This window comes from Paenibacillus sp. NPDC057967 (genome assembly GCF_042887015.1).
Classification (GTDB): Bacteria; Bacillota; Bacilli; order Paenibacillales; family Paenibacillaceae; genus Pristimantibacillus.
Genome location: NZ_JBHVQB010000001.1, coordinates 723,091 through 742,169, shown reverse-complemented (window position 1 = coordinate 742,169; position 19,079 = coordinate 723,091). Strand labels below are relative to the sequence as shown.

Sequence of the window (19,079 nt, the reverse complement as noted above, 5' to 3'; positions counted from 1 at the left end):
AGTGGCGTCTTTCATAGAACTTTGGATGATTAAAAAATGATTCGCATTAGAAATCAAAATCGTCTGGGTCTGGACCGACACGGTGATTCTGATTCAGCCCATCTATGCGCGTCATGTCTTCCGGGCTCAGCTCGAAGTCGAAGATGGAGGCATTCTCGATAATGCGATGCTCCTTAATCGATTTCGGAATCGTGACGATGCCGTGCTGCACATCCCAGCGCAGAATCACTTGTGCGACGGACTTGCCGTATTTCGCCCCGATCTCGGTCAATACCTCGTTATCGAGCAGTTCGCCTTGCATCAGCGGCGACCACGCCTCCAGTTGAATCCCATGCTCTCTCGTGAAGTGCAGCAGCTCCTTCTGCGTGAGGCGCGGATGAAGCTCCACTTGATTGACCATCGGCTTGATCTTCGCATCAGCCAATACATCTTGTAGGTGATGGATCTGGAAGTTGCTGACGCCGATTGCCTTTACCTTGCCGGCTTCATACAAGTTCTCCAGCGCGCGCCATGCGTCTTTATATTTTCCTTGCACGGGCCAGTGGATGAGGTAGAGATCAAGATAGTCGAGTCCCAGCTTCTGGAGGCTTGTCTCGTAAGCGGCCAGGGTAGCATCATATCCCAGATCTGCATTCCACACTTTAGATGTCACGAAGATATCGTCTCTCGTCAAGTTGTTCTCCGCTAATGCTTCGCGAATGCCTTGACCTACGGTCTGTTCGTTGCCGTAGATGGCGGCTGTATCGATACTCCGATAGCCGTGCGCGATTGCGGCCTTCACCGCTTGAACGACAGTTGGTCCTTCCTCTACCTTAAATACACCAAGTCCGAACCCAGGCATGTTGACGCCATTGTGCAATGCTACCGTATCCTGCAAATGTTTTATCATGATCCTATTCCTCCAGTAAGTTGTATGAGTTGAAGTGAATGTATAGACGATGAGTGCTGCTAATTAAGCGACTCTTTGAGAAGCGGGCGCTGACGCCTGGTCCCGTGTGTCCAGAATACGAGCCCAGCCCGTCAGCAAGACGGCGGCTCCTACCATAATGGCTCCGATCCAGGTTGTGTGGATGAGGCCAATGGTATCGGTGATAACACCGCCGAGGTAAGCGCCGAGTGCAATGCCGGCGTTGAAGGCCGCAATATTGACCGCGGAAGCCACATCCTTCCCTTCGGGCGCGAAGCGCTCAGCGAGCATGACGACGTAGACTTGCAGCCCCGGAACGTTCATAAAGGCGAACAAGCCCATAAAGAATATGGTGATTAGTCCAGCGATTTTAAACGGTGCGGTAAACGTCAGTATAACTAGAACCACCGCCTGAATCGCGAACATGTAAAATAGCGCTTGGGTCGGCTTGCGGTTGGCGGCTTTGCCTCCGATGACATTGCCGATGGCAATAGCGATTCCGTAGAGCAAGAGGATAACGGCTACGGACCGTTCACTGAATCCGGTTATATCGTGAAGCAACGGGGATAAATAGGTAAAGACGACAAACGTGCCGCCGTAGCCTAAAGCCGTAATGGAGAAGGCAAGCAGCAGCCGTCCGTTCGTTACGAGCTTCCATTGGTCGCCGAGCCGCACCTTGGCTCCCTTCCGAAGATTGGATGGGACAAGCAGCATATTCGCCAGCAAAGCGATCACGCCTACCGCGACAATCGCGACAAAGGCCGCACGCCAGCCAAGCTGCTGACCGATGAAGGTGCCTAGCGGCACGCCCGTTACAGTGGCGACGGTCAAGCCTGAGAACATAATGGAGATTGCGCTGGCCCGGCGATTCTCCGGCACGAGGTCCGCGGCGATCGTGGAGCCGATTGACATGAAGACGCCGTGCGCTAATGCCGATATGATGCGCGCAGTAAGCAGGACAGCCACACTACCTGCGGTGGCGGCGAGTATATTCCCCGCGATAAATACGATCATAATCCAGAAGAGCAGCGTCCTCCGGGGCACCTGAGAGGTCATGGACGTAAGCACCGGTGCTCCGAACATAACGCCCAGCGCATATAGTGTCACGGTCAGCCCAGCGGTGGTGACGGATATATGAAGGTCATCGGCAATGAGCGGAAGCAGTCCCACGCTGATAAACTCGGTTGTTCCGATTGCAAAGGCGCTGACAGCCAAAGCGAGCAGCGCCAGGGTGCTTCTTTTTTTCTCTGTTGTCATGGGTCCACTCCTACTCTGTCATATTGTGATATCCGGCCGGTAAGTGCTATTATCAATGACACAGATCAAAATGAACAGTACGTACTTTCAAGTGATATAGGCACTGAAAAGTACCCATAGCATATGGCAAGGAGGAGAAAGAATGGCCAAAGAAGCGGTACTTAAGAAAAAATACAACATCTCGGTCGAAGCGACGCTGGAGGTCATTGGCGGCAAGTGGAAGTGCGTCATCCTGTGCCATCTTACATATGGCAAGAAACGGACAAGCGACTTGAAGCGCCTTATGCCCGGCATTACGCAGAAGATGCTGACACAGCAGCTTAGGGAGCTGGAGGATGACGGAATCGTGAACCGGATCGTCTATAATCAGGTGCCTCCCAAGGTTGAATATGAGCTTAGCGAATACGGCAACAGCCTTCGCTCCATACTGGATGCCTTGTGCAATTGGGGAGAACTCCATATTATCCGGGAATACGGCGACAAGTTTGCCGTTCTGGAGGATAATATTTTGAACAATAAAGACAAGCCGAACGGGTAGAGAGCAGAACGGCGATCCAAGCGCATAAGAACGGCAATAGAGAGTGATGCCGCAGCTTCCGGCGTTTCGGTTAGGATGCTGTCGTTATTTTTGGATAAAGCGGCAAGAGATATGTACAAGTTATGGGAGGAGAATGCTTGATGAGGTTCAAGACGGAGATCATATTGGGAAGCAAGACGGCGACCGGCTTCGAGATACCGGGTGAGGTTGTAGAGTCTCTGGGAAAAGGGAAGAAACCGCCCGTTGTCGTGACGATCGGCGGTTATTCGTATCGCAGCACGGTTGCCGTAATGGGCGGCAAATTCATGCTGCCGCTTAGCGCGGAGAATCGTCAGGGCGCAGGAGTTGCAGCTGGCGATCAAGTGGAGGTGGAGCTGTCACTGGATACGGAGACCAGAGAGATTGTAGTCCCTGACGATCTTGCGGCGGCGCTTGCTCAGGAGGAAGCGGCGGCTGCTTTTTTTGCTGGACTAAGCTATAGCAACAAGAATCGGATCGTGTACCAGATCGGTCAGGCGAAGACCGCGGAGACGCGCGAGCGCCGCATTCGCAAAGCGGTGGAATCGCTGAAAGAGGGCAATGTCTGATGCGCGCACATGAGTAGATTGCTGAATGGCGAATCGGCTATCGAGCGCGTAGGTTCAATCCAGAACGATCTCTTGATCGGGGTTGATCAAGTATTGGAACATGGACTTAACTTGCGCCTCCGTGTTCCGCTCCTGCGACAGCTCAGGCAATTCGTCGATGCCGAAGAACGCAACCTCGCTTGTCTCTATGCCGCTTAGCGCTTCGCCGCCGACAATCTCGCATAGGATAAACAGCTTGTAGACATGGTAAGGCTCAGGCGGATGCTCGTGAAACTTCTTATCGAGTACGGCGAGCAGCCGGAGCGGCTTGACGAGGTAGCCGGACTCCTCTGCAGCCTCTTTGACCGCTACCTCAGAGGGGGAAAGCCCGATATCGGCCCAGCCGCCTGGCAGCGCCCAGGCTCCGTCGAGCTTTTCGCGGACGAGCAGGATTTGCTCATCCCGGAATACAACAGCCCGAACATCGACCTTAGGTGTCGCATAACCCGTATCGCTGGCGAAGGTGAGCTTGATTTTATCCGTCCCCGTATCCGTATAGCTAGATAAGATGTCGATGCTAAGCTGTCGTAATTGTTCATAACGTTCGATGTCATAGATATCCTTTGAATAAGTAAGTCCTGTTTGCGCAATGCCTTGAATTTGCTTCGCCCATTCCAGCCATTTGATTTCCATGGTTTGATGGCTCCTCCTCTATTCATTGAATACCAATTAAACGCTCATCCATTTGGAAAAGTTGCCAGTCCATGGTGTTATAGATTGAATCTATAGCTGCTATAGGAAATTGTGATTTCATTAATTGCAAATCTTTGACTACAATAAGAACAGGAAAATAATTTAACGAGGTGAATCACTATGGCGGGAAGCACATTCGGAGAACGGTTCAAAATTACGACGTTTGGCGAATCCCATGGCGTAGCGGTCGGTGTCATTGTCGACGGAGTAACGCCGGGAATGGAAATAGATGAGGCTTATATTCAGGTGCAGATGGACCGCAGAAAGCCGGGTCAGTCCTCTGTTACCACTCCGCGGAAGGAATACGACACGATCCGTATCTTGTCCGGTGTATTCGAAGGCAAGACGACAGGAGCTCCGCTCAGCATTCAATTGCAGAACACGGATATGAGACCGGAGGCTTACAGCGATATTAAGCTGCTGTACCGCCCTGGGCATGCCGATTTTACGTACGATCAGAAGTACGGACACCGGGATTACCGCGGCAGCGGCCGAGCGTCAGGCCGAGAGACGGCAGGCAGGGTTGCCGGAGGGGCTATTGCCCGAAAGTCGCTGGAAGGCAGAGGGGTATCGATCGTCGCTTATACGACTCAAGTTGGCGACATCAAGTGCCAGACTTTTGACGAGAGCATTATTGAGAAGAATCCTGTACGGGCTTGCGATCCGGAAGCGGCTGTGAAGATGGTGGAGAAGATCGAAGCGCTATCGGCAATCGGCGATAGCTGCGGCGGTATCGTGGAATGCCGGATCAGAGGGGTAGCGCCTGGTATTGGCGAACCTACCTTTGACAAGCTGGATGCTGAGCTGGCGAAGGCGATGCTTTCCATTGGAGCGGTAAAAGGCATAGAGTTCGGCGAGGGCTTCGCAGCGGCATCCATGCAGGGCAGCGAGCATAACGATGCGATGGACAAGAACGGATTCCTGACGAACCACGCAGGGGGCATCGTTGGCGGCATCAGCACAGGCGAAGAGATCATCTTCCGGGTAGCAGTCAAACCGACTTCGTCGATTTCGTCTCCTCAGCGGACGATCAACAAAGAGGGCGAGGAGCGGGAGATTCGTACGGAGGGCAGACATGATCCTTGCATCTGTCCGAGAATTATTCCTGTTGTTGAAGCGATGGCCAGTCTCGTTCTGGAAGACCATTACAAGAGACAAGCAGCATTACACGGGTAATATCTTAATGATTCAAGCCGGAGTCCGACAGCGCTTCTTCGAGAAGCCGCTGCCGGGCTTTTTGCTGTGCCTGCATTCCCGGTGGACTTTCCCCAGCTCCTCCAACTATGCTATGTTGAGAGGAAGAGTGGAAGAAATTGATGCACCAGCCGGTGCCGCTGCTCCTATACAATAGGGATAGCCGGCTCGGATGGAAGGAGCGGGGAGGAACCGAGATGAAGAAAAGCATTCTGATCGTCGAGGACGATATTCATATATCCAATATTATTAAGATGAATCTAACGCTTGTCGGCTATGAGACGGAACAGGTCTATGACGGGGTAGAGGCGCTGGAGAGGGTGAGGGGAGGCCGATTCGATCTCATCCTGCTGGATGTCATGATTCCGCGGATGGACGGTTTCGAGCTGATGGAGAAGATTAGGCCAATGAACATCCCGGTTATTTTCCTTACCGCCAAAAACGCCGTTTTCGACAAGGTGAATGGCCTGAAGCTGGGAGCGGATGATTATATGGTCAAGCCGTTCGAAGCGATCGAGCTGCTGGCTCGGATGGAGACGGTGCTTCGGCGATACGGCAAGGAGGAGGCCATCCTCACGTTTCAGGATATTGACGTCCACGTGGACAAGCGGGAAGTGACGGTCCGCAAGGAAGTTGTCGAGCTGACCCCCAAGGAATTCGATCTTCTTCTTGTTTTGCTCAAAAATAAAAATATCGCCCTGTCCCGGGAACAGTTCATTGAGAAAGTATGGGGCGGCGACTTCTATGGAGAGACCCGGACGGTGGACATGCATATCAAGTCGCTCAGAAAGAAGCTGAACCTGCAGGATCAAATCAAGACGATCTATAAAATCGGGTACAGGCTGGAGGATTAGCGGATGAAATTTTGGCAAAAAATATGCCTGTTCTCCATTCTGACCTTCGTCATCATATTTAATGCGGCATCCATCATGGTCATTGAGCGCAATCATAGCAAGATGCTTCAGCAGGAGATTAACAATACGCTAAGCGCCAATATGAGTATTAATTCCAGCGTGAATGCAGTTGTGCCGATTCTGCGCATTTATGATTCCATTGATTATGAGAAGACTGTTCTTACGAATATCGCGAATGAGTTCGTGAGGCGAAGCAGCGATCAGGGCAGCTATCTGGAGATTGCCGATGACAAGGACAAGACCGTATTCAGCAACCTGGACTTTTCGATGCCCGCTGCGCGCGAGGAGCGCAAGGAGCTGGAGCCGGGCGAGATCAAATATATATTGCGGGATATCGGCGAGCGTACGCTGCTCTTCACGGCAAATGTAATGGATATTAACCAGAAGAGCTATATCTTCACGTATATCAAGGACGTGACTCCGCTCTACACCGAGCGGATGGATCAATACACGTTTTTTGCGCAAATGGATATTGTAGCGTGCTTGATCTATATTATCGTCATGTTCTTCATCAGCAAAGGTCTTACCAAGCCGATCGAGACGATGGTCCGTACAGCGAAGGAGATTGCGCAAGGTGATTTCTCGGAACGGGTTCAGTTGAAATCCAGGGACGAGATCGGCGTGCTGGCGACGAACTTCAACGAGATGGCTGCGGTCGTCGAGGATAAGATTAACGAACTGGAGCGCAATAACGGTGAGAAGCAGCGGTTCATTAACAACATTACGCATGAGCTGAAGACGCCGCTGACCTCGATCATCGGATACGCCAATTATATGCGATCGACCAAATATGACGAAACAACGTTCCTCGAAGGCCTGAACGCCATCTATAGTGAGGGCAAGCGGCTTGAGGCGCTGGCGACCAAGCTGATGGACTTGATTCTGCTGAAGGATCATCAGTTCCAGATGAAGCCGGATAATTTGAAGGATATTGTGACAGAGCTGGAGCCTTCGCTCAAGCCTATTGTAGCCCCTAAGGGGATACAGCTTGAGCTGGAATGCGAGGATTGCCGGCTTCCGCTGGAGAAGGATCTGATCAAGATCGTTATCTTCAATCTCGTGGACAATGCCGTTAAGGCTTCAGGAGAGGGGAGCAAGGTGGTCATTCGCACGCTGGAGCGCAGCGGCAGCTGTGTGCTGGAAGTTGCGGATGAGGGAAGCGGCATCCCGCGGGAGCATCTCGATAAGATATTCGAGCCTTTCTATATGGCCGACAAGGCCAGGACGCGCAATAATAACGGCGCGGGACTGGGATTGTCCATATGCCGAAGCATAGCGAGTATTCATCATGCGGAGATCGAAGTGGACAGCGAGGTTCAAGCGGGCACGGCGATTCGGATCGTCTTTCCGCAGCCTCAGGAAGGGAGCGAGGTGAAGCCGTGAGAATCGTAAAATATGTGGCGCTGGCCGTGAGCCTCACTCTGGCGAGTATGGCACTGTCCGGCTGTGCGGCCTTCTATACAGGCATACCGAAGGATACGGTTATGGTGAAAAAGATTCCCGAGCAGAAGCCGGGCGAAGAAGTGGAATACAATGGCGTATTATCCGAAGAGACGGTCAAGACGCTTAGCATGAATGCGGTGAACAAGTATTTTGAGCATAATCTGTCGCTCGACGATATTATGTTCGAGATGTACTTCATGGATCAGCAAGGCATCAAGTCGCTGCTTGCCGATGCCACCCTGAACGTTAAGATGGACCGCGAATTTCTGGTGGAATACAAGGAGCCCTTGAAGAAAGTGGCGAGCGGGGTCTATATGGCCAACGTCTTGAACATTTATGATTCCTCGGATGTATACGGCGTCGTCATTAATGCGAAGGACGGGGAAGTGCTGGGATTATCGAAGGTGAATGATCTCAGTATGGTTAAGCAGAAGGAGCTTTCGCGTGAAGAACTTGAGAGCCACGCCCATGCGTTTGTGGAGGGGATCGGAGAATACAAGCTCAGCGACCTGGAGCTTGGAGATACTTTCTATTATCGCGGAAGCGTCGAGTTTTATTATATGAAAAAGGGCAGCGACGAGGTGGTGCTCAGCGTATTGCTGAATGCTTATACAGGTAAAGGCATTGGGTTTTACAAGGATATGATGACCGTACTGCAATTTTTGATGAATAAGGTGAAGGCGTCTTATTTGTACGAGGAAAAATATAAGCAATAGGATGATGGGAAGAAAGAGACTCTGGATGGTCTCTTTTTTCGATTCTGCCCGCAAATTTTACAACTCCATTACAAGTTGATCTCACTTCTCATATTTGGCTCCGTTACACTAACAGCATGTCAACATCGAAAGACGAAAGGGAGTACCCGATATGAGGAAAAAAAGATGGACGTATATGGCAGTATGGACGGCTGTTATGGCTCTCTCCATCACCATGACAGCCGCTTGCTCGGATGAGGCGCAGGGCGGGGCGAGCGGGACGAAGGCGGGAGGCTCGTCCCAGGTTGAACCGGTCACCAGCGGCAATCCTTCCGGTTCGCAAGGTGAGGAAGAAGAAACAACGGCCGATCCTGCTCTTGCGGCGCTGGTGAACAAGTCGCATCCCTTGGAGGGTTCTTATGCGCCAGACGACTTGGTTGCGATTGAAGTGCCGACCGTCTTGCAGAATGCAGAAGTGAATCAACTTCGGAAGGAAGCGGCGGAGGCGCTGAAGGAACTGTTCGCCGGCGCGGAGAAGGAAGGGTACAAGCTGTATGCCCGGTCGGGCTATCGTTCGTACGAGACGCAGCAAGCCTTGTTCGCCGATTATGTAAGCAGGGAAGGAGAAGCGGCGGCTAACCGCTATAGCGCGAGGGCCGGACAGAGCGAGCATCAGACGGGGCTTGCGATGGATGTGACAAGTGACAGCGTGTCCAAGGGATTGACGGAGGAATTCGGAGAGACGGATGAGGGTCGATGGCTGGCAGAGCATGCTCATCAGTATGGCTTTATCATCCGGTATCCCAAAGGTCAAGAGGGCATAACGGGTTATATCTACGAGCCGTGGCATATCCGGTACTTGGGCGTCGAGCTTGCAACGAAAGTATTCGACAGCGGGCTGACGTATGAAGAATATACTAATGGGAACAAGGCGCCATGAGGAGCAGGAGAGGGAACGGGAAGAGAAAATGGCTGATTAGGGGGATCGCGGCTGTAGTCGTGATCGGCATTGCGATCGGAGCTGCTAGCTGGCTGCAGCATTTGAGGACGGAGGGTGCGAGCGGATTGGGGGCTTCTGAACCGTCCGAACCATCTGTGCCGGTGGTGAACGAGGAGGGGGCGTACGAGTCTATTCAACTGGCGGCTGTGGGCGACGTGATGTTTCACAATGCCCAGCTGGAAAGCGCAAGATTGGCAACGGGCGGCTACGATTTTAAGCCGGTCTTTGAACAAGTGAAGCCGATCATCGAGGCGGCGGATATCGCTATCGCCAATTTCGAGACGACGACCGCTGGTACTGATCCGTACAAGCATCAAGGCTATCCCCGGTTCAACTCGCCGGATGAAGCGGTGGATGCGCTTAAGGAGGCAGGCTTTGATATCTTGACGACTGCCAATAACCACAGCTTGGATACGGGGAAGAAGGGTGTCATCCGGACGCTGGAGACGATTCAGAGCCGCGGTCTCGCCACGGTTGGCACCTATGCAAGCCGTCCCGATACAAGAGTGCTGCTCAAAGAAGTGAAGGGAATCAAGCTCGCATTTCTGTCTTATACCGAGAGCTTGAACGGCTTGGAGAGTTTGCTGACCGCGGAGGAGCTGGATGCGATGATGAATAAGGTAGATGAGGCGAAGATTCAGGAGGATATTGCTTACGTAAAGGAGCAAGGGGCTGACCTTATCCTTGCTTCGCTGCATTGGGGTAACGAATATGAGCGCGAGCCGTCAAGCGGGCAGGTTAATCTGGCGCAACGCTTGTCGAGTTTCGGCGTAGATATTATACTGGGCAGTCATCCTCATGTCATACAGAAGTCCGAATGGCTGCAGAGCGGAGACCGCAAGACATTCGTCGTTTACTCGATGGGCAACTTTATCTCCAATCAGCGTCAGGAGACGCTGGACAATGTCTTCACGGAAGACGGCGTCATTGTTCAATTCGAGATCCGCAAGGACAAGCAGACAGGGGCAACGGAAATCCATAAGGTCGATTATGTACCGACATGGGTGTACCGGGATATGGAGCCGGGACAACAGACCTTTGCTTACCGGATTCTACCTGCTGAGGATTATAGCAACAGCCTTGAACTGTCAGATGCGTTCAAAGCAAGAATGGAACGTTCTTATCAGGACACGATGTCACAGATGGATGTGAGCGAACAGAATGATGAATCCTAATACGAGACCAAATCCGGCCTATCGCAAAAAGCCAAGGTTTCGCAATCTATTTCTTCTTCTCGGTATCCTTGCACTTATTGCGATCTTCTTGAATCAATATGATTTTAATTCTCCAGGCAAGCTTGTTGTAGATCCAGCATTAGCGCCGCCGGCGAGTGATGGAGGCGAGGTGACGATTGCGGGCAACAGGGGCGGATATACGATCGTGATCGATGCGGGTCATGGCGGCAAGGACCCCGGCGCGAACGGGGTAAGCGGAGCGGAGGAGAAGGATTACACCTTGGCGCTCGCCAAGAAGGTATACGCCTTGCTTCAGCAGGACCCTAAGTTCGATCCTTACATGACGCGGAATGACGATACGTTCCTGGAGCTGGATGAACGCTCGGCTTATTCGAATGAGCTGGAGGCGGATGCGTTTCTCTCCATTCATGGCAATACGTATACAGACCCAAGCATTAAAGGGACCGAGACGTATTACGACTCGTTAATCAGCATCCCGCTCGCGAACGCGATTCATGACAAGCTGGTCGGGGCAACGGGCTTCCCTGACCGGGGCGTGAAGCAGGAGCAGTGGCGAGTCCTCGTCGGTAGCGAGCGGCCCTCAGTACTGCTCGAGGTCGGGTTTATGACCAACCCGCAGGAAGAGGCCAATATGCTTGACGATGCTTGGCAGAACCGCGTTGCGCAATCGATCGTCGACGGATTGAAGGATTATTTTGAAGGCAAGCAAAAATAAGTTGTAGCAATCATTATATTATTGATATAGAAGAGACAGGCCGTATCCCGACGACCTGTCTCTTTTTGTGCGATGCACTGCTTATTACTCTATCCGATTGTTAAATGGGCAGCGAGACCTTCTTCCACAGGCTTGCCGTTTGCGGACCAGGATACCAGTTCGGGGCATAGGCGGTATGGGATTGCACGCAGCTGTAGAACGAGCCATCATGGAAGACAACTTGACCCGCCGTATAAGTGCCTCCCAATGTCCAAGATTCGATGATGTTCAGCTCGACATCGACAGATGTGGAATAAGAGTAGGATTCGACGCTTACCGGCTGCCATAACGCTGGCGTCTGATCAGGGGTCCAATTCGTCGCGTAAGCGGTATGGGCCTGAATCGCTTTGTAAAAGATGCCGTTATACTCCACAATGTCATTGACATTATACGTGCCGAGCCAACGCCAAGGAGCCGCGATTGATTCGGGCTTAAGCGTCAGGTTCTGGAAGGAAGCCGATGAGGAACCATTCAGCGTAGTTGTGATGCGCAGCTCCAGTGTTTCACCGTAGTAGATATCCGTGTCCGTGTCACCCTTTAACGTATAGCGATTTCCATCCCTTGCTGTAATGACCGCTCCTGCAACGGATTCAATGTTGCCGTTGAAATCGAATTGAAGCACCCACGGGGAAATCGTATTGTTTCTGGCCGGGTCCACATATAGGTTCGTAATGCGCAAATCTATGATAGCGGTTTCAAAACTTGTGCCGATTCCCCAGGCTGTACCTTGTGCGGATACTTGAAGCGGAGCGCCGGATTGTGCGCCTGCAGCCGGGGCGATTAGCGAAACCATAAGCAGAGCAAGTGCAAGCCATGATGCGGTCATTTTTGTCATTTTTTTGCGCATGAACAATTCCTCCCAAAAATGGATTTTGTGGTATAGCGATATAACTATATGCTTGCAGATTTGCACTTAGTATAGCGGGGATACAAATCTGTCACGTTTGAGATAGAGGGGCGGGCTTCTCCAAAAGGCTAATTATGCGTGACGGTGTTTTCGCCGGATTATCACTCTGTTTCACTCGAAGCTTATCATTTGCATCAATGTACGATAATAAAGTAGAAAGCAAATGATGATGCCAAAGGAGTGGATCGGATGAAGCTGAATCACCTTAATCTTACGGTTACGGATGTAGGAGCGGCAAAAGACTTTTTGATAACCTATTTTGGGCTTAAGCTTGGAGGGGAGCGCGGGCGGTCCTTCGCGGCTTTGTTTGACGATAATGGAATGGTACTGACGCTAATGAAAGGGAAAGAAGTGAAGTACCCCTCTACGTTTCATATCGGGTTTAGCCAGGAGAGCGAGGAGAAGGTGAATGAAATCTATAAGCGGCTAATCGATGACGGCTTCAGCGCCGATCCGCCCGAAAGAGCACATGCATGGACGTTCTATGTGGAGGCTCCAGGAGGCTTCACCGTTGAGGTGATGGCATAATAATAGGAAAGAGAAGAGAAAATGCTGGAACATTTCCCTGTCCTTATGCGTAAGAAAAGCAATGCGCTAGGGCAAAGGAGATTCTGACATGAATGGATTGTTCGGATTTATTTTGATTATATTTGGCGTCATATCAGCTGTATCTCCCCAGTCTGTCTGGTATATATCGGTCGGCTGGAAGTTCAAGGATGCCGAGCCTAGCGATGCGGCTCTTGCTATGCACCGGATCACGGGTGTGATTGGCGTCATTGTTGGCATCATCCTTATTGTATCAAGCTGTTCGTCCGGATTTGTCAGTACGAAGTGGGAGAAGCAGTTCCAGGAGCGGATTGAGGCGGGTGAAGTGACGAATATATCTTTTGACTATAATCGAATAAGCATCACGGCTGAGGAACGGGATATGCTTGTCAGGATGATGAAGGAAGCGGCGCTTACACGGTTCGATCTTGGCACGAGTTACGGCTACTCGGGTTCAGGGGTCATGACATTTCAGGACGGCGAAGAGGTGAAGCTGATTCTGTTCGGACCTTCCGGCGGAATTGAGCTTCATCCAAGTGACGTGAACCATGCGTACCGGATCGAGAGCACGGAGCTTGAGTCGTGGATTAGAACAAACATTATAAATTGGGATTAATCATAAAACCTCCGAGCATGCCACTGCAGGCGCGCCCGGAGGTTTTATGATTGATGTTGCATGGTTTGCTGAAAACATGCTGCGATATGCACGCTGTCACGCTTCCGATAGCGGTTGATCTGTGGGTGCCGGTAATCCGGAAGTAAGGAGACAATTCCGCAATCAAGAAGAAGTATGCGCAAGGCGGCTCCTCTATAATGGAGCTAACCATAACTTTGAGCAGAGGAAGGGAGTCATGCATGTTGAGAAAATTGATTGTACAAGAGATGGTATCGCTGGATGGGTATTTTGCGGGACCGGAAGGAGAGATCGACTGGCATCGTGCGGATGAGGATTATGTGGCCTATGCGGGCTTATTTCTGCAATCCGTTGACCTGCTTCTCTTCGGACGGGTGACGTATGAGCTAATGGCGGCTTTCTGGCCAACGGCAAAGCATGAGCTGGCTTCGGTCATGAATGAGCGAGAGAAGATTGTTTTCTCCAAAAGGCTGGTTTCGGCGAATTGGCGGCATACCCGGCTGGTATCACACGATGCATGCGAAGAGATCAAGCGGCTGAAGAGGGAAGCGGGACAAGACATGGCGGTGCTTGGGAGCGGGTTGCTGGCATCATCCTTGCTCCGTGCAGGACTGGTCGATGAAATGCAATTAACGGTTGTGCCGATCATTCTTGGCCATGGCATCCCGTTATTCCGGAATATCCACCCACAGGTCCCTTTGCAGTTGGTCCACACAGAGAGCTATCTCTCAGGCAATGTGCTGCTGCGCTACCGCATCATTGGGGGTGACCGGGATGGATCATAACAGAGCCATTATATATGCGCTGTCGGTCTCGCTGGACGGTTATATCGAAGGTCCGGATGGCGATATTGGCTGGTCGATGCCGGACGGAGAGCTGCACGAGCATTTCAACCAGCAAGAGAAGGACATAGATATCCATCTGTACGGTCGCGGATTGTATGAAAATATGTCTGGTTATTGGCCGTCGGCACGGGACAATCCGAAGGCTTCCAAGGAAGAGCTGGCCTATGCTCGTCTATGGCTCGATATGAGGAAGGTCGTGTTTTCGCGGACGCTTAAGGAAGTGGACTGGAATGCAACACTGGCGAGCGAGGATATAGCTGAAGAAGTTGCGAGGTTGAAGGAGGAGCCAGGCAAGAACCTGTCGGTGGGCGGTCCGGGACTGGCAGCCTCCTTTATGGAGCTTGACTTGATCGACGAAATTCACCTGTATGTATTTCCGGTTATTTTGGGAGGAGGCAAGCGGATGTTTCCGGTGCTTGCGGCACCCAAGAAGCTGCAATTGACAGATACGCAAGTCTTTTGCTCTGGTGTCGTGAGACTCCGGTATACACGATAGCTGCGCGGGAGCTGCTTATTTGCGTCGAAGCAGGTTGAGCAGCGGAACGCGGTACTTTCTCACGAGCAGCCGGCATACCGCATATAAAATAATCGTAGACAGGATGCTGTTTATGATCGATCCAATTAGAAAGTCCAGACCGATATCACTAACATCCTTGAAATGACCGATCGTCTCTACATAATCGGGCTCCGGCATCTGTTCATTGATCACGTCGTCCAGGTCGAATGATGGCGAAGTGAACAGCTCGGTCACGAGATGGCCTGTCCAGTAGTTCATATAGAATAATAACGGCCACAGAACGGAACCGAGCGATGACGCTAATATCGCTGAAGGCATATTGCCCCGTACCAGACGTGCCATTGCAATCGACAACGGCAAACCGATGCCGAAGGTAGGGAACCAGCAATGGAAGAAGCCGATTGCAAATCCAATGGCGATCCGATGATCGCCTTTTTTAATGCGTAGCATGCGTATGCCGTAATAGGTCAAGTATGTTTTTAGCTTATGCAGCACATGGGTGGCTCCTTGCAGACAAGATGTGGAATATTAGTAGTAGTGTAGCAGAAGAGGAGGCCTAACGTATACGGGTTTTCATATTTGATTAACGTTTTGTTAACGGCTTTACAATAGTTTAACTCAATCGATAACAATGGACAAATAGTTGCTCCTTAGACTATGAATAACAACGATAGCTAGGAGTGATTGAAGAGTGAACAAGACGACGAAGAGAGTGTTGACCTTCGCGCTAGCTGCGCAGATGACAGTCGGCTCTATCATGGCGGGAGTTGCGGCGGCAGAGCCTGACGCTGGCCTTACCCCGGGCACGCCTTATGAAGCAGGCAACCGCTATAATGCGGAAGTGCCCCATGTCATTATTAATCAGGTATATGGAGCGGGCCTTGCAGAGGATGCAGGCGTGCTTGTGTCGCATGGCTTCATTGAATTGTTTAACCCGACTGAGCAAGATATCGATCTGTCCGGCTGGTCGCTTCATTATGCGGATCGCGGGAGCAATGCGCAGACAGGACCGACGCTGGGCTGGCAGAAGCTTGATCTGAGGGGCGTCATTAAAGCGAAATCGTCTTATTTGGTAAAAGGCAAACCAACCGGCTCCGCAAGTCCGAAGCTAGATTTGTCGGACAAGGGCGACCTGGAGTGGGATCGTTATCTTAACAATAAAGGGCTGAAGGTTGTGTTGATGAGCAACCAGCTGCCGCTTGATGATGTACGCGATATCAATCCGTATCAGTCGAAGCCTGAAGGTTACGTAGATATGCTGGGCACAGCGAGCAATGACAAGGGAAGCACGATTGACGGCTACGAGACGGATTATCCGACAGGCTCCACAGAAGGAACCTCCAAGAAAAAAGCGGTGCGCCGCGTGGAATTCAAGGATTCGGACAACAACAAAGCGGATTTCAAGCAAGTCGACTATGAGACGGCGGTCGGTGCAGAGCTGGCGGCCATTAGTCCGCGTGATGGCTCCGATGGCGACTGGGCGAATATGCCTGATCCGCTTGTATGGGAGACCGCTTCTCTTCCTGTGGCCTATGCTGGTCAGCCCTATTCTGTAACGGTTAAAGCGGTGGGCGGAGCAGCTCCTTACGAATATGAAGCTACTGGACTGCCAGAGGGTCTGACCATTACGACAGAGGGTGTCATTAGCGGCACAGCGGCGGCAACCGGCAGCTATGCGGTGACCGTAACTGTTAAGGATAGCGGGACACCAGCCTCTGTAGCAACGAAGGAGCTGGCGCTGAATGTTCAGGCGTATCAGGCTGTCGTGGAGGACCAAATTGGTATCTCCAAAATCGGTGAATATGCCGTGGGGCAATTCAATGCGGATGGCGGTGTAGCCGAAATCGTCAAGTTCAACAGCGACAATGGACGCTTCTATCTGGTTAATGGCGCTGCGAACCCGCCAAGTCTGGATATTGTCAATCTGGGCGATGCAACCGGCACTCTTCAAAAGGAGAAGAGCGTACTGGTGAAAGAGCTGGCTGAGAAGAACGGTTTTGCATTCGGGGATTTGACGAGCGTTGATATTAATACGGCGAACAAGCGAATCTACGTCGCCGTACAGGAAGCGGACCCGAATAAGAAAGGAAAAATTCTTGCCTTGGACTATGACGGCAAGCTGATCGCAGAATATGCGGCAGGTATACAGCCAGATATGATCAAGTCGACGCCGGACGGCCGTTATGTGCTGACGGCAGATGAAGCAGAGCCGCGTCTGGGCACGGAAGATCCTCCGGGCAGCGTTACGATTGTGGATACGAAGACGGGACAATCGACGCAAGTGTACTTCAGTGATCCGTCGGTCATCGATGATCTGGTACACATTCGCGGTGCAGCAGATCCTGCTGACGGCCGCATCAAGAGCAAAGGTACGAAGGAAGACGCATACCGCGATCTGGAGCCGGAATATATCGCGTTGTCCAAAGACAACAAGAAAGCGTATGTAGCTCTTCAAGAAAACAATGCAATTGCGGTTATTGATATTGCGGGCAAAAAAGTGGATGCGGTGAAAGGATTGGGCTTCAAAGATTTCAGCGATGCAGCCAATGCGCTGGATCTGCAGCGCGATGGCGCGATTCTGCTGGAGAATGCTCCATTCCAGGGCATCTATATGCCGGACGGAATCGCTTCCCACACCATCAACGGCCAGACGTATCTGTTCACCGCAAATGAGGGCGATGCAACAGAGTGGCCGGGCCGCACGAACGCCAGCACAATCGGAGCGATGAAGGGCTCACTGAACCCGGATTCCGACGCCTACAAATTCCTGAACGGCACAAGCAAATATGACAGTGTCGAAGTCGTATCGGATATGGGACATGATGGCATCTATCTGTATGGCGGACGTTCCTTCTCGATTTTTAATGCGGACACGATGGAGCTGGTGTATGACAGCGGCAGCGATTTTGAAACGATCACCGGCCAGAGATATCCCGATTTCTTCAATGTCAGCAACAGCAAAATTACAATGGACGATCGCAGCACGAAAAAAGGACCTGAGCCGGAGGATATTAAGACAGGTATCGTCGGCAATAGAGTGATGGCCTTTATCGGTCTGGAGCGTGTCGGCGGCTTCATGACGTATGATGTGACCGATCCGCATGCGCCGTCTTTCGTGAACTATACGAATTCCCGCGTATTTCTGAATGAGAGCGGCAAGGTGAACCTGGATACGGATACCGGGCCGGAAGGACTGGAATTTATCCCCGCCACGATTAGCCCGACTGGATTGCCGCTTCTGCTTGTCGCATACGAAGTTGGCGGCAAGGTAGGTGTATACCAACTGGAGGTCACCAAGGTTACGCTGGATCGCAAGACTGCATCGTTAATGGCGGGAGGCGCTTCGGTTAAGCTGGCTGCCGAGGTGTTGCCGATGGCAGAGGGAGAAGCAAGCGTCACATGGTCCAGCTCCGATGAGTCGGTAGCGAAGGTGGATGCGAGCGGCACAGTCCGTCCGCTTCGCGCAGGCAAAGCGGTCATTACAGCCATCAGCGCTGACGGATACGGCAGCGCGGAAGCAGTCGTGACGGTAACTTCAAGCGGCGGCGGAAGCACGCCAAGCCCGGAGCCGACACCGGAACCAACGCCAGAGCCGGAGAAGCCGGAGCCAACTCCTGAGCCTACGCCAGAGACGCCTGTCTTCAACGATGTGAACGGGCACTGGGCGAAGAATGTGATCGGCAAGCTGGCGAAGGCAGGCATCCTGCTCGGCAAGCCGGATGGCAGCTTCCAGCCCGATCAGAAGATGACAAGAGCGGAATATGCGGCTGTTCTGAACAGGTTGCTGGGTCTTAAGCCGGACCAGGCGGAGGCAGCATTCGATGATGTACCAGAGCAAGCTTGGTACAGCGCAGATGTACGCAGCTTGAGCGCGGCGGGCATCATCTCTGGATTCCCGGATGGAACCTTCCGCCCGGGCAGTGAGATTACGCGTGAGGAAGCATTCGTCCTGCTGTATCGTGCGCTGAAGGATAAGCTTGACAGCCAGGCGGGATCAAGCGCGCCTTACACCGATGAAGCAGATGTATCGGCATGGGCCGTGGAAGCCGTCAAGGCGCTGACGCAAGCGGGCGTGCTGGAGGGCAATGCGAACGGCGAGCTGAATCCGAAGGCGACCATTACCAGAGCGGAGATTGCTAAGATCGTATCGTTCTTCGTGAAGGAATAGAGTAGATTATTCCGCTTCAACGGATTTCTTCATTTAGCAAAATAGCGGTAATAACGAGTGGCGGTGCCCAGGATCAATTCCTGGCATCGCCATTTTGTGCTTTTGGTTGTCATTCTTTTACGATATGGCCATGGCCGAGACAAAACGGAGCAAGGAATGTTCTGGAGAAGCGAAGCGTGCGCCTTTGTATCCGGATTCCTACCTTTGGGCCTTCAATAGGGGAATCTGGATACAACAGCGATCGG

At 52.0% G+C, this 19,079-nt stretch carries 19 protein-coding genes; 14 read left to right on the top strand and 5 right to left on the bottom strand.

The annotated features are described in order from the left end of the window. Positions 1 to 46: 46 nt before the first annotated feature. Together ACFVSO_RS03115 and ACFVSO_RS03110 are read right to left on the bottom strand one after the other, a co-directional pair. Positions 47 to 889: an aldo/keto reductase gene (locus tag ACFVSO_RS03115; protein ID WP_387469984.1), complete on the bottom strand. Its 843-nt coding sequence runs from the start codon at positions 887 to 889 to the stop codon at positions 47 to 49. A 63-nt stretch (positions 890 to 952) separates the two neighbouring features. After that, positions 953 to 2,164: an MFS transporter gene (locus tag ACFVSO_RS03110; protein WP_387469982.1), complete on the bottom strand. Its 1,212-nt coding sequence runs from the start codon at positions 2,162 to 2,164 to the stop codon at positions 953 to 955. Positions 2,165 to 2,306: 142 nt separating this feature from the next. Here ACFVSO_RS03110 and ACFVSO_RS03105 point away from each other — a divergent pair, with 142 nt between their 5' ends. Both ACFVSO_RS03105 and ACFVSO_RS03100 read left to right on the top strand, forming a co-directional pair. Beyond that, positions 2,307 to 2,702: a winged helix-turn-helix transcriptional regulator gene (locus tag ACFVSO_RS03105; protein WP_387469980.1), complete on the top strand. Its 396-nt coding sequence runs from the start codon at positions 2,307 to 2,309 to the stop codon at positions 2,700 to 2,702. Positions 2,703 to 2,842: 140 nt separating this feature from the next. Further along, a complete protein-coding gene (locus ACFVSO_RS03100) occupies positions 2,843 to 3,289 on the top strand; it encodes a YdeI/OmpD-associated family protein (protein ID WP_387469978.1) in 447 nt (148 codons plus the stop codon). 54 nt (positions 3,290 to 3,343) lie between these two features. Here the strand turns inward: ACFVSO_RS03100 and ACFVSO_RS03095 are convergent, their stop codons facing one another. Further along, a complete protein-coding gene (locus ACFVSO_RS03095; RefSeq protein WP_387469976.1) occupies positions 3,344 to 3,961 on the bottom strand; it encodes an NUDIX hydrolase in 618 nt (205 codons plus the stop codon). Between the two features lie 180 nt (positions 3,962 to 4,141). Here ACFVSO_RS03095 and aroC point away from each other — a divergent pair, with 180 nt between their 5' ends. The 7 genes from aroC (at position 4,142) to ACFVSO_RS03060 (ending at position 11,178) form a co-directional block, all read left to right on the top strand. Next, complete coding sequence (gene aroC, locus ACFVSO_RS03090) at positions 4,142 to 5,197, top strand: chorismate synthase (RefSeq protein ID WP_387469974.1); 1,056 nt, start codon at positions 4,142 to 4,144, stop codon at positions 5,195 to 5,197. Positions 5,198 to 5,412: 215 nt separating this feature from the next. Continuing rightward, positions 5,413 to 6,069, top strand: a complete 657-nt coding sequence (locus tag ACFVSO_RS03085) for a response regulator transcription factor (protein ID WP_387469972.1) — start codon at positions 5,413 to 5,415, stop codon at positions 6,067 to 6,069. A gap of 3 nt (positions 6,070 to 6,072) precedes the next feature. Continuing rightward, positions 6,073 to 7,512, top strand: a complete 1,440-nt coding sequence (locus ACFVSO_RS03080) for a sensor histidine kinase (protein ID WP_387469970.1) — start codon at positions 6,073 to 6,075, stop codon at positions 7,510 to 7,512. Then, complete coding sequence (locus tag ACFVSO_RS03075; protein WP_387469968.1) at positions 7,509 to 8,288, top strand: hypothetical protein; 780 nt, start codon at positions 7,509 to 7,511, stop codon at positions 8,286 to 8,288. The genes ACFVSO_RS03080 and ACFVSO_RS03075 overlap by 4 nt, the downstream gene beginning before the upstream one ends. Before the next feature lie 151 nt (positions 8,289 to 8,439). Continuing rightward, positions 8,440 to 9,207: a M15 family metallopeptidase gene (locus tag ACFVSO_RS03070; RefSeq protein WP_387469966.1), complete on the top strand. Its 768-nt coding sequence runs from the start codon at positions 8,440 to 8,442 to the stop codon at positions 9,205 to 9,207. Further along, positions 9,204 to 10,442, top strand: coding sequence for a CapA family protein (locus ACFVSO_RS03065; protein WP_387469964.1), 1,239 nt, complete (start codon positions 9,204 to 9,206; stop codon positions 10,440 to 10,442). The genes ACFVSO_RS03070 and ACFVSO_RS03065 overlap by 4 nt, the downstream gene beginning before the upstream one ends. Continuing rightward, positions 10,429 to 11,178 carry an N-acetylmuramoyl-L-alanine amidase family protein gene (locus tag ACFVSO_RS03060; RefSeq protein ID WP_387469962.1) on the top strand — a complete coding sequence of 250 codons (750 nt, stop codon included), beginning with the start codon at positions 10,429 to 10,431 and terminating at the stop codon, positions 11,176 to 11,178. The genes ACFVSO_RS03065 and ACFVSO_RS03060 overlap by 14 nt, the downstream gene beginning before the upstream one ends. Before the next feature lie 100 nt (positions 11,179 to 11,278). Here the strand turns inward: ACFVSO_RS03060 and ACFVSO_RS03055 are convergent, their stop codons facing one another. Further along, positions 11,279 to 12,064, bottom strand: a complete 786-nt coding sequence (locus tag ACFVSO_RS03055) for a carbohydrate-binding protein (RefSeq protein ID WP_387469960.1) — start codon at positions 12,062 to 12,064, stop codon at positions 11,279 to 11,281. 249 nt (positions 12,065 to 12,313) lie between these two features. Here ACFVSO_RS03055 and ACFVSO_RS03050 point away from each other — a divergent pair, with 249 nt between their 5' ends. From ACFVSO_RS03050 to ACFVSO_RS03035, 4 genes are all read left to right on the top strand, one after another. Then, positions 12,314 to 12,652: a VOC family protein gene (locus ACFVSO_RS03050; protein WP_387469958.1), complete on the top strand. Its 339-nt coding sequence runs from the start codon at positions 12,314 to 12,316 to the stop codon at positions 12,650 to 12,652. A gap of 88 nt (positions 12,653 to 12,740) precedes the next feature. Next, positions 12,741 to 13,286 (top strand): DUF6199 family natural product biosynthesis protein, encoded by a 546-nt coding sequence (locus tag ACFVSO_RS03045; protein ID WP_387469956.1) that lies wholly within the window; start codon positions 12,741 to 12,743, stop codon positions 13,284 to 13,286. 239 nt (positions 13,287 to 13,525) lie between these two features. Beyond that, positions 13,526 to 14,089: a dihydrofolate reductase family protein gene (locus tag ACFVSO_RS03040; protein WP_387469954.1), complete on the top strand. Its 564-nt coding sequence runs from the start codon at positions 13,526 to 13,528 to the stop codon at positions 14,087 to 14,089. Continuing rightward, entirely contained in the window at positions 14,079 to 14,645 is a 567-nt protein-coding gene (locus ACFVSO_RS03035; RefSeq protein ID WP_387469953.1) for a dihydrofolate reductase family protein, read from the top strand. The genes ACFVSO_RS03040 and ACFVSO_RS03035 overlap by 11 nt, the downstream gene beginning before the upstream one ends. 15 nt (positions 14,646 to 14,660) lie before the next feature. Here ACFVSO_RS03035 and ACFVSO_RS03030 read toward each other — a convergent pair whose 3' ends face one another. After that, complete coding sequence (locus ACFVSO_RS03030; protein WP_387469951.1) at positions 14,661 to 15,161, bottom strand: DUF2062 domain-containing protein; 501 nt, start codon at positions 15,159 to 15,161, stop codon at positions 14,661 to 14,663. A 196-nt stretch (positions 15,162 to 15,357) separates the two neighbouring features. Here ACFVSO_RS03030 and ACFVSO_RS03025 point away from each other — a divergent pair, with 196 nt between their 5' ends. Further along, positions 15,358 to 18,834, top strand: a complete 3,477-nt coding sequence (locus tag ACFVSO_RS03025) for a choice-of-anchor I family protein (RefSeq protein WP_387469949.1) — start codon at positions 15,358 to 15,360, stop codon at positions 18,832 to 18,834. Positions 18,835 to 19,079: the final 245 nt, after the last annotated feature.

Coding starts and splice junctions, on each gene's coding strand:
- ACFVSO_RS03115 (WP_387469984.1), bottom strand. CDS start 889: ATGATAAAACATTTGCAGGATACGGTAGCATTGCACAATGGCGTCAAC.
- ACFVSO_RS03110 (WP_387469982.1), bottom strand. CDS start 2,164: ATGACAACAGAGAAAAAAAGAAGCACCCTGGCGCTGCTCGCTTTGGCT.
- ACFVSO_RS03105 (WP_387469980.1), top strand. CDS start 2,307: ATGGCCAAAGAAGCGGTACTTAAGAAAAAATACAACATCTCGGTCGAA.
- ACFVSO_RS03100 (WP_387469978.1), top strand. CDS start 2,843: ATGAGGTTCAAGACGGAGATCATATTGGGAAGCAAGACGGCGACCGGC.
- ACFVSO_RS03095 (WP_387469976.1), bottom strand. CDS start 3,961: ATGGAAATCAAATGGCTGGAATGGGCGAAGCAAATTCAAGGCATTGCG.
- aroC (WP_387469974.1), top strand. CDS start 4,142: ATGGCGGGAAGCACATTCGGAGAACGGTTCAAAATTACGACGTTTGGC.
- ACFVSO_RS03085 (WP_387469972.1), top strand. CDS start 5,413: ATGAAGAAAAGCATTCTGATCGTCGAGGACGATATTCATATATCCAAT.
- ACFVSO_RS03080 (WP_387469970.1), top strand. CDS start 6,073: ATGAAATTTTGGCAAAAAATATGCCTGTTCTCCATTCTGACCTTCGTC.
- ACFVSO_RS03070 (WP_387469966.1), top strand. CDS start 8,440: ATGAGGAAAAAAAGATGGACGTATATGGCAGTATGGACGGCTGTTATG.
- ACFVSO_RS03065 (WP_387469964.1), top strand. CDS start 9,204: ATGAGGAGCAGGAGAGGGAACGGGAAGAGAAAATGGCTGATTAGGGGG.
- ACFVSO_RS03060 (WP_387469962.1), top strand. CDS start 10,429: ATGATGAATCCTAATACGAGACCAAATCCGGCCTATCGCAAAAAGCCA.
- ACFVSO_RS03055 (WP_387469960.1), bottom strand. CDS start 12,064: ATGCGCAAAAAAATGACAAAAATGACCGCATCATGGCTTGCACTTGCT.
- ACFVSO_RS03050 (WP_387469958.1), top strand. CDS start 12,314: ATGAAGCTGAATCACCTTAATCTTACGGTTACGGATGTAGGAGCGGCA.
- ACFVSO_RS03045 (WP_387469956.1), top strand. CDS start 12,741: ATGAATGGATTGTTCGGATTTATTTTGATTATATTTGGCGTCATATCA.
- ACFVSO_RS03040 (WP_387469954.1), top strand. CDS start 13,526: ATGTTGAGAAAATTGATTGTACAAGAGATGGTATCGCTGGATGGGTAT.
- ACFVSO_RS03035 (WP_387469953.1), top strand. CDS start 14,079: ATGGATCATAACAGAGCCATTATATATGCGCTGTCGGTCTCGCTGGAC.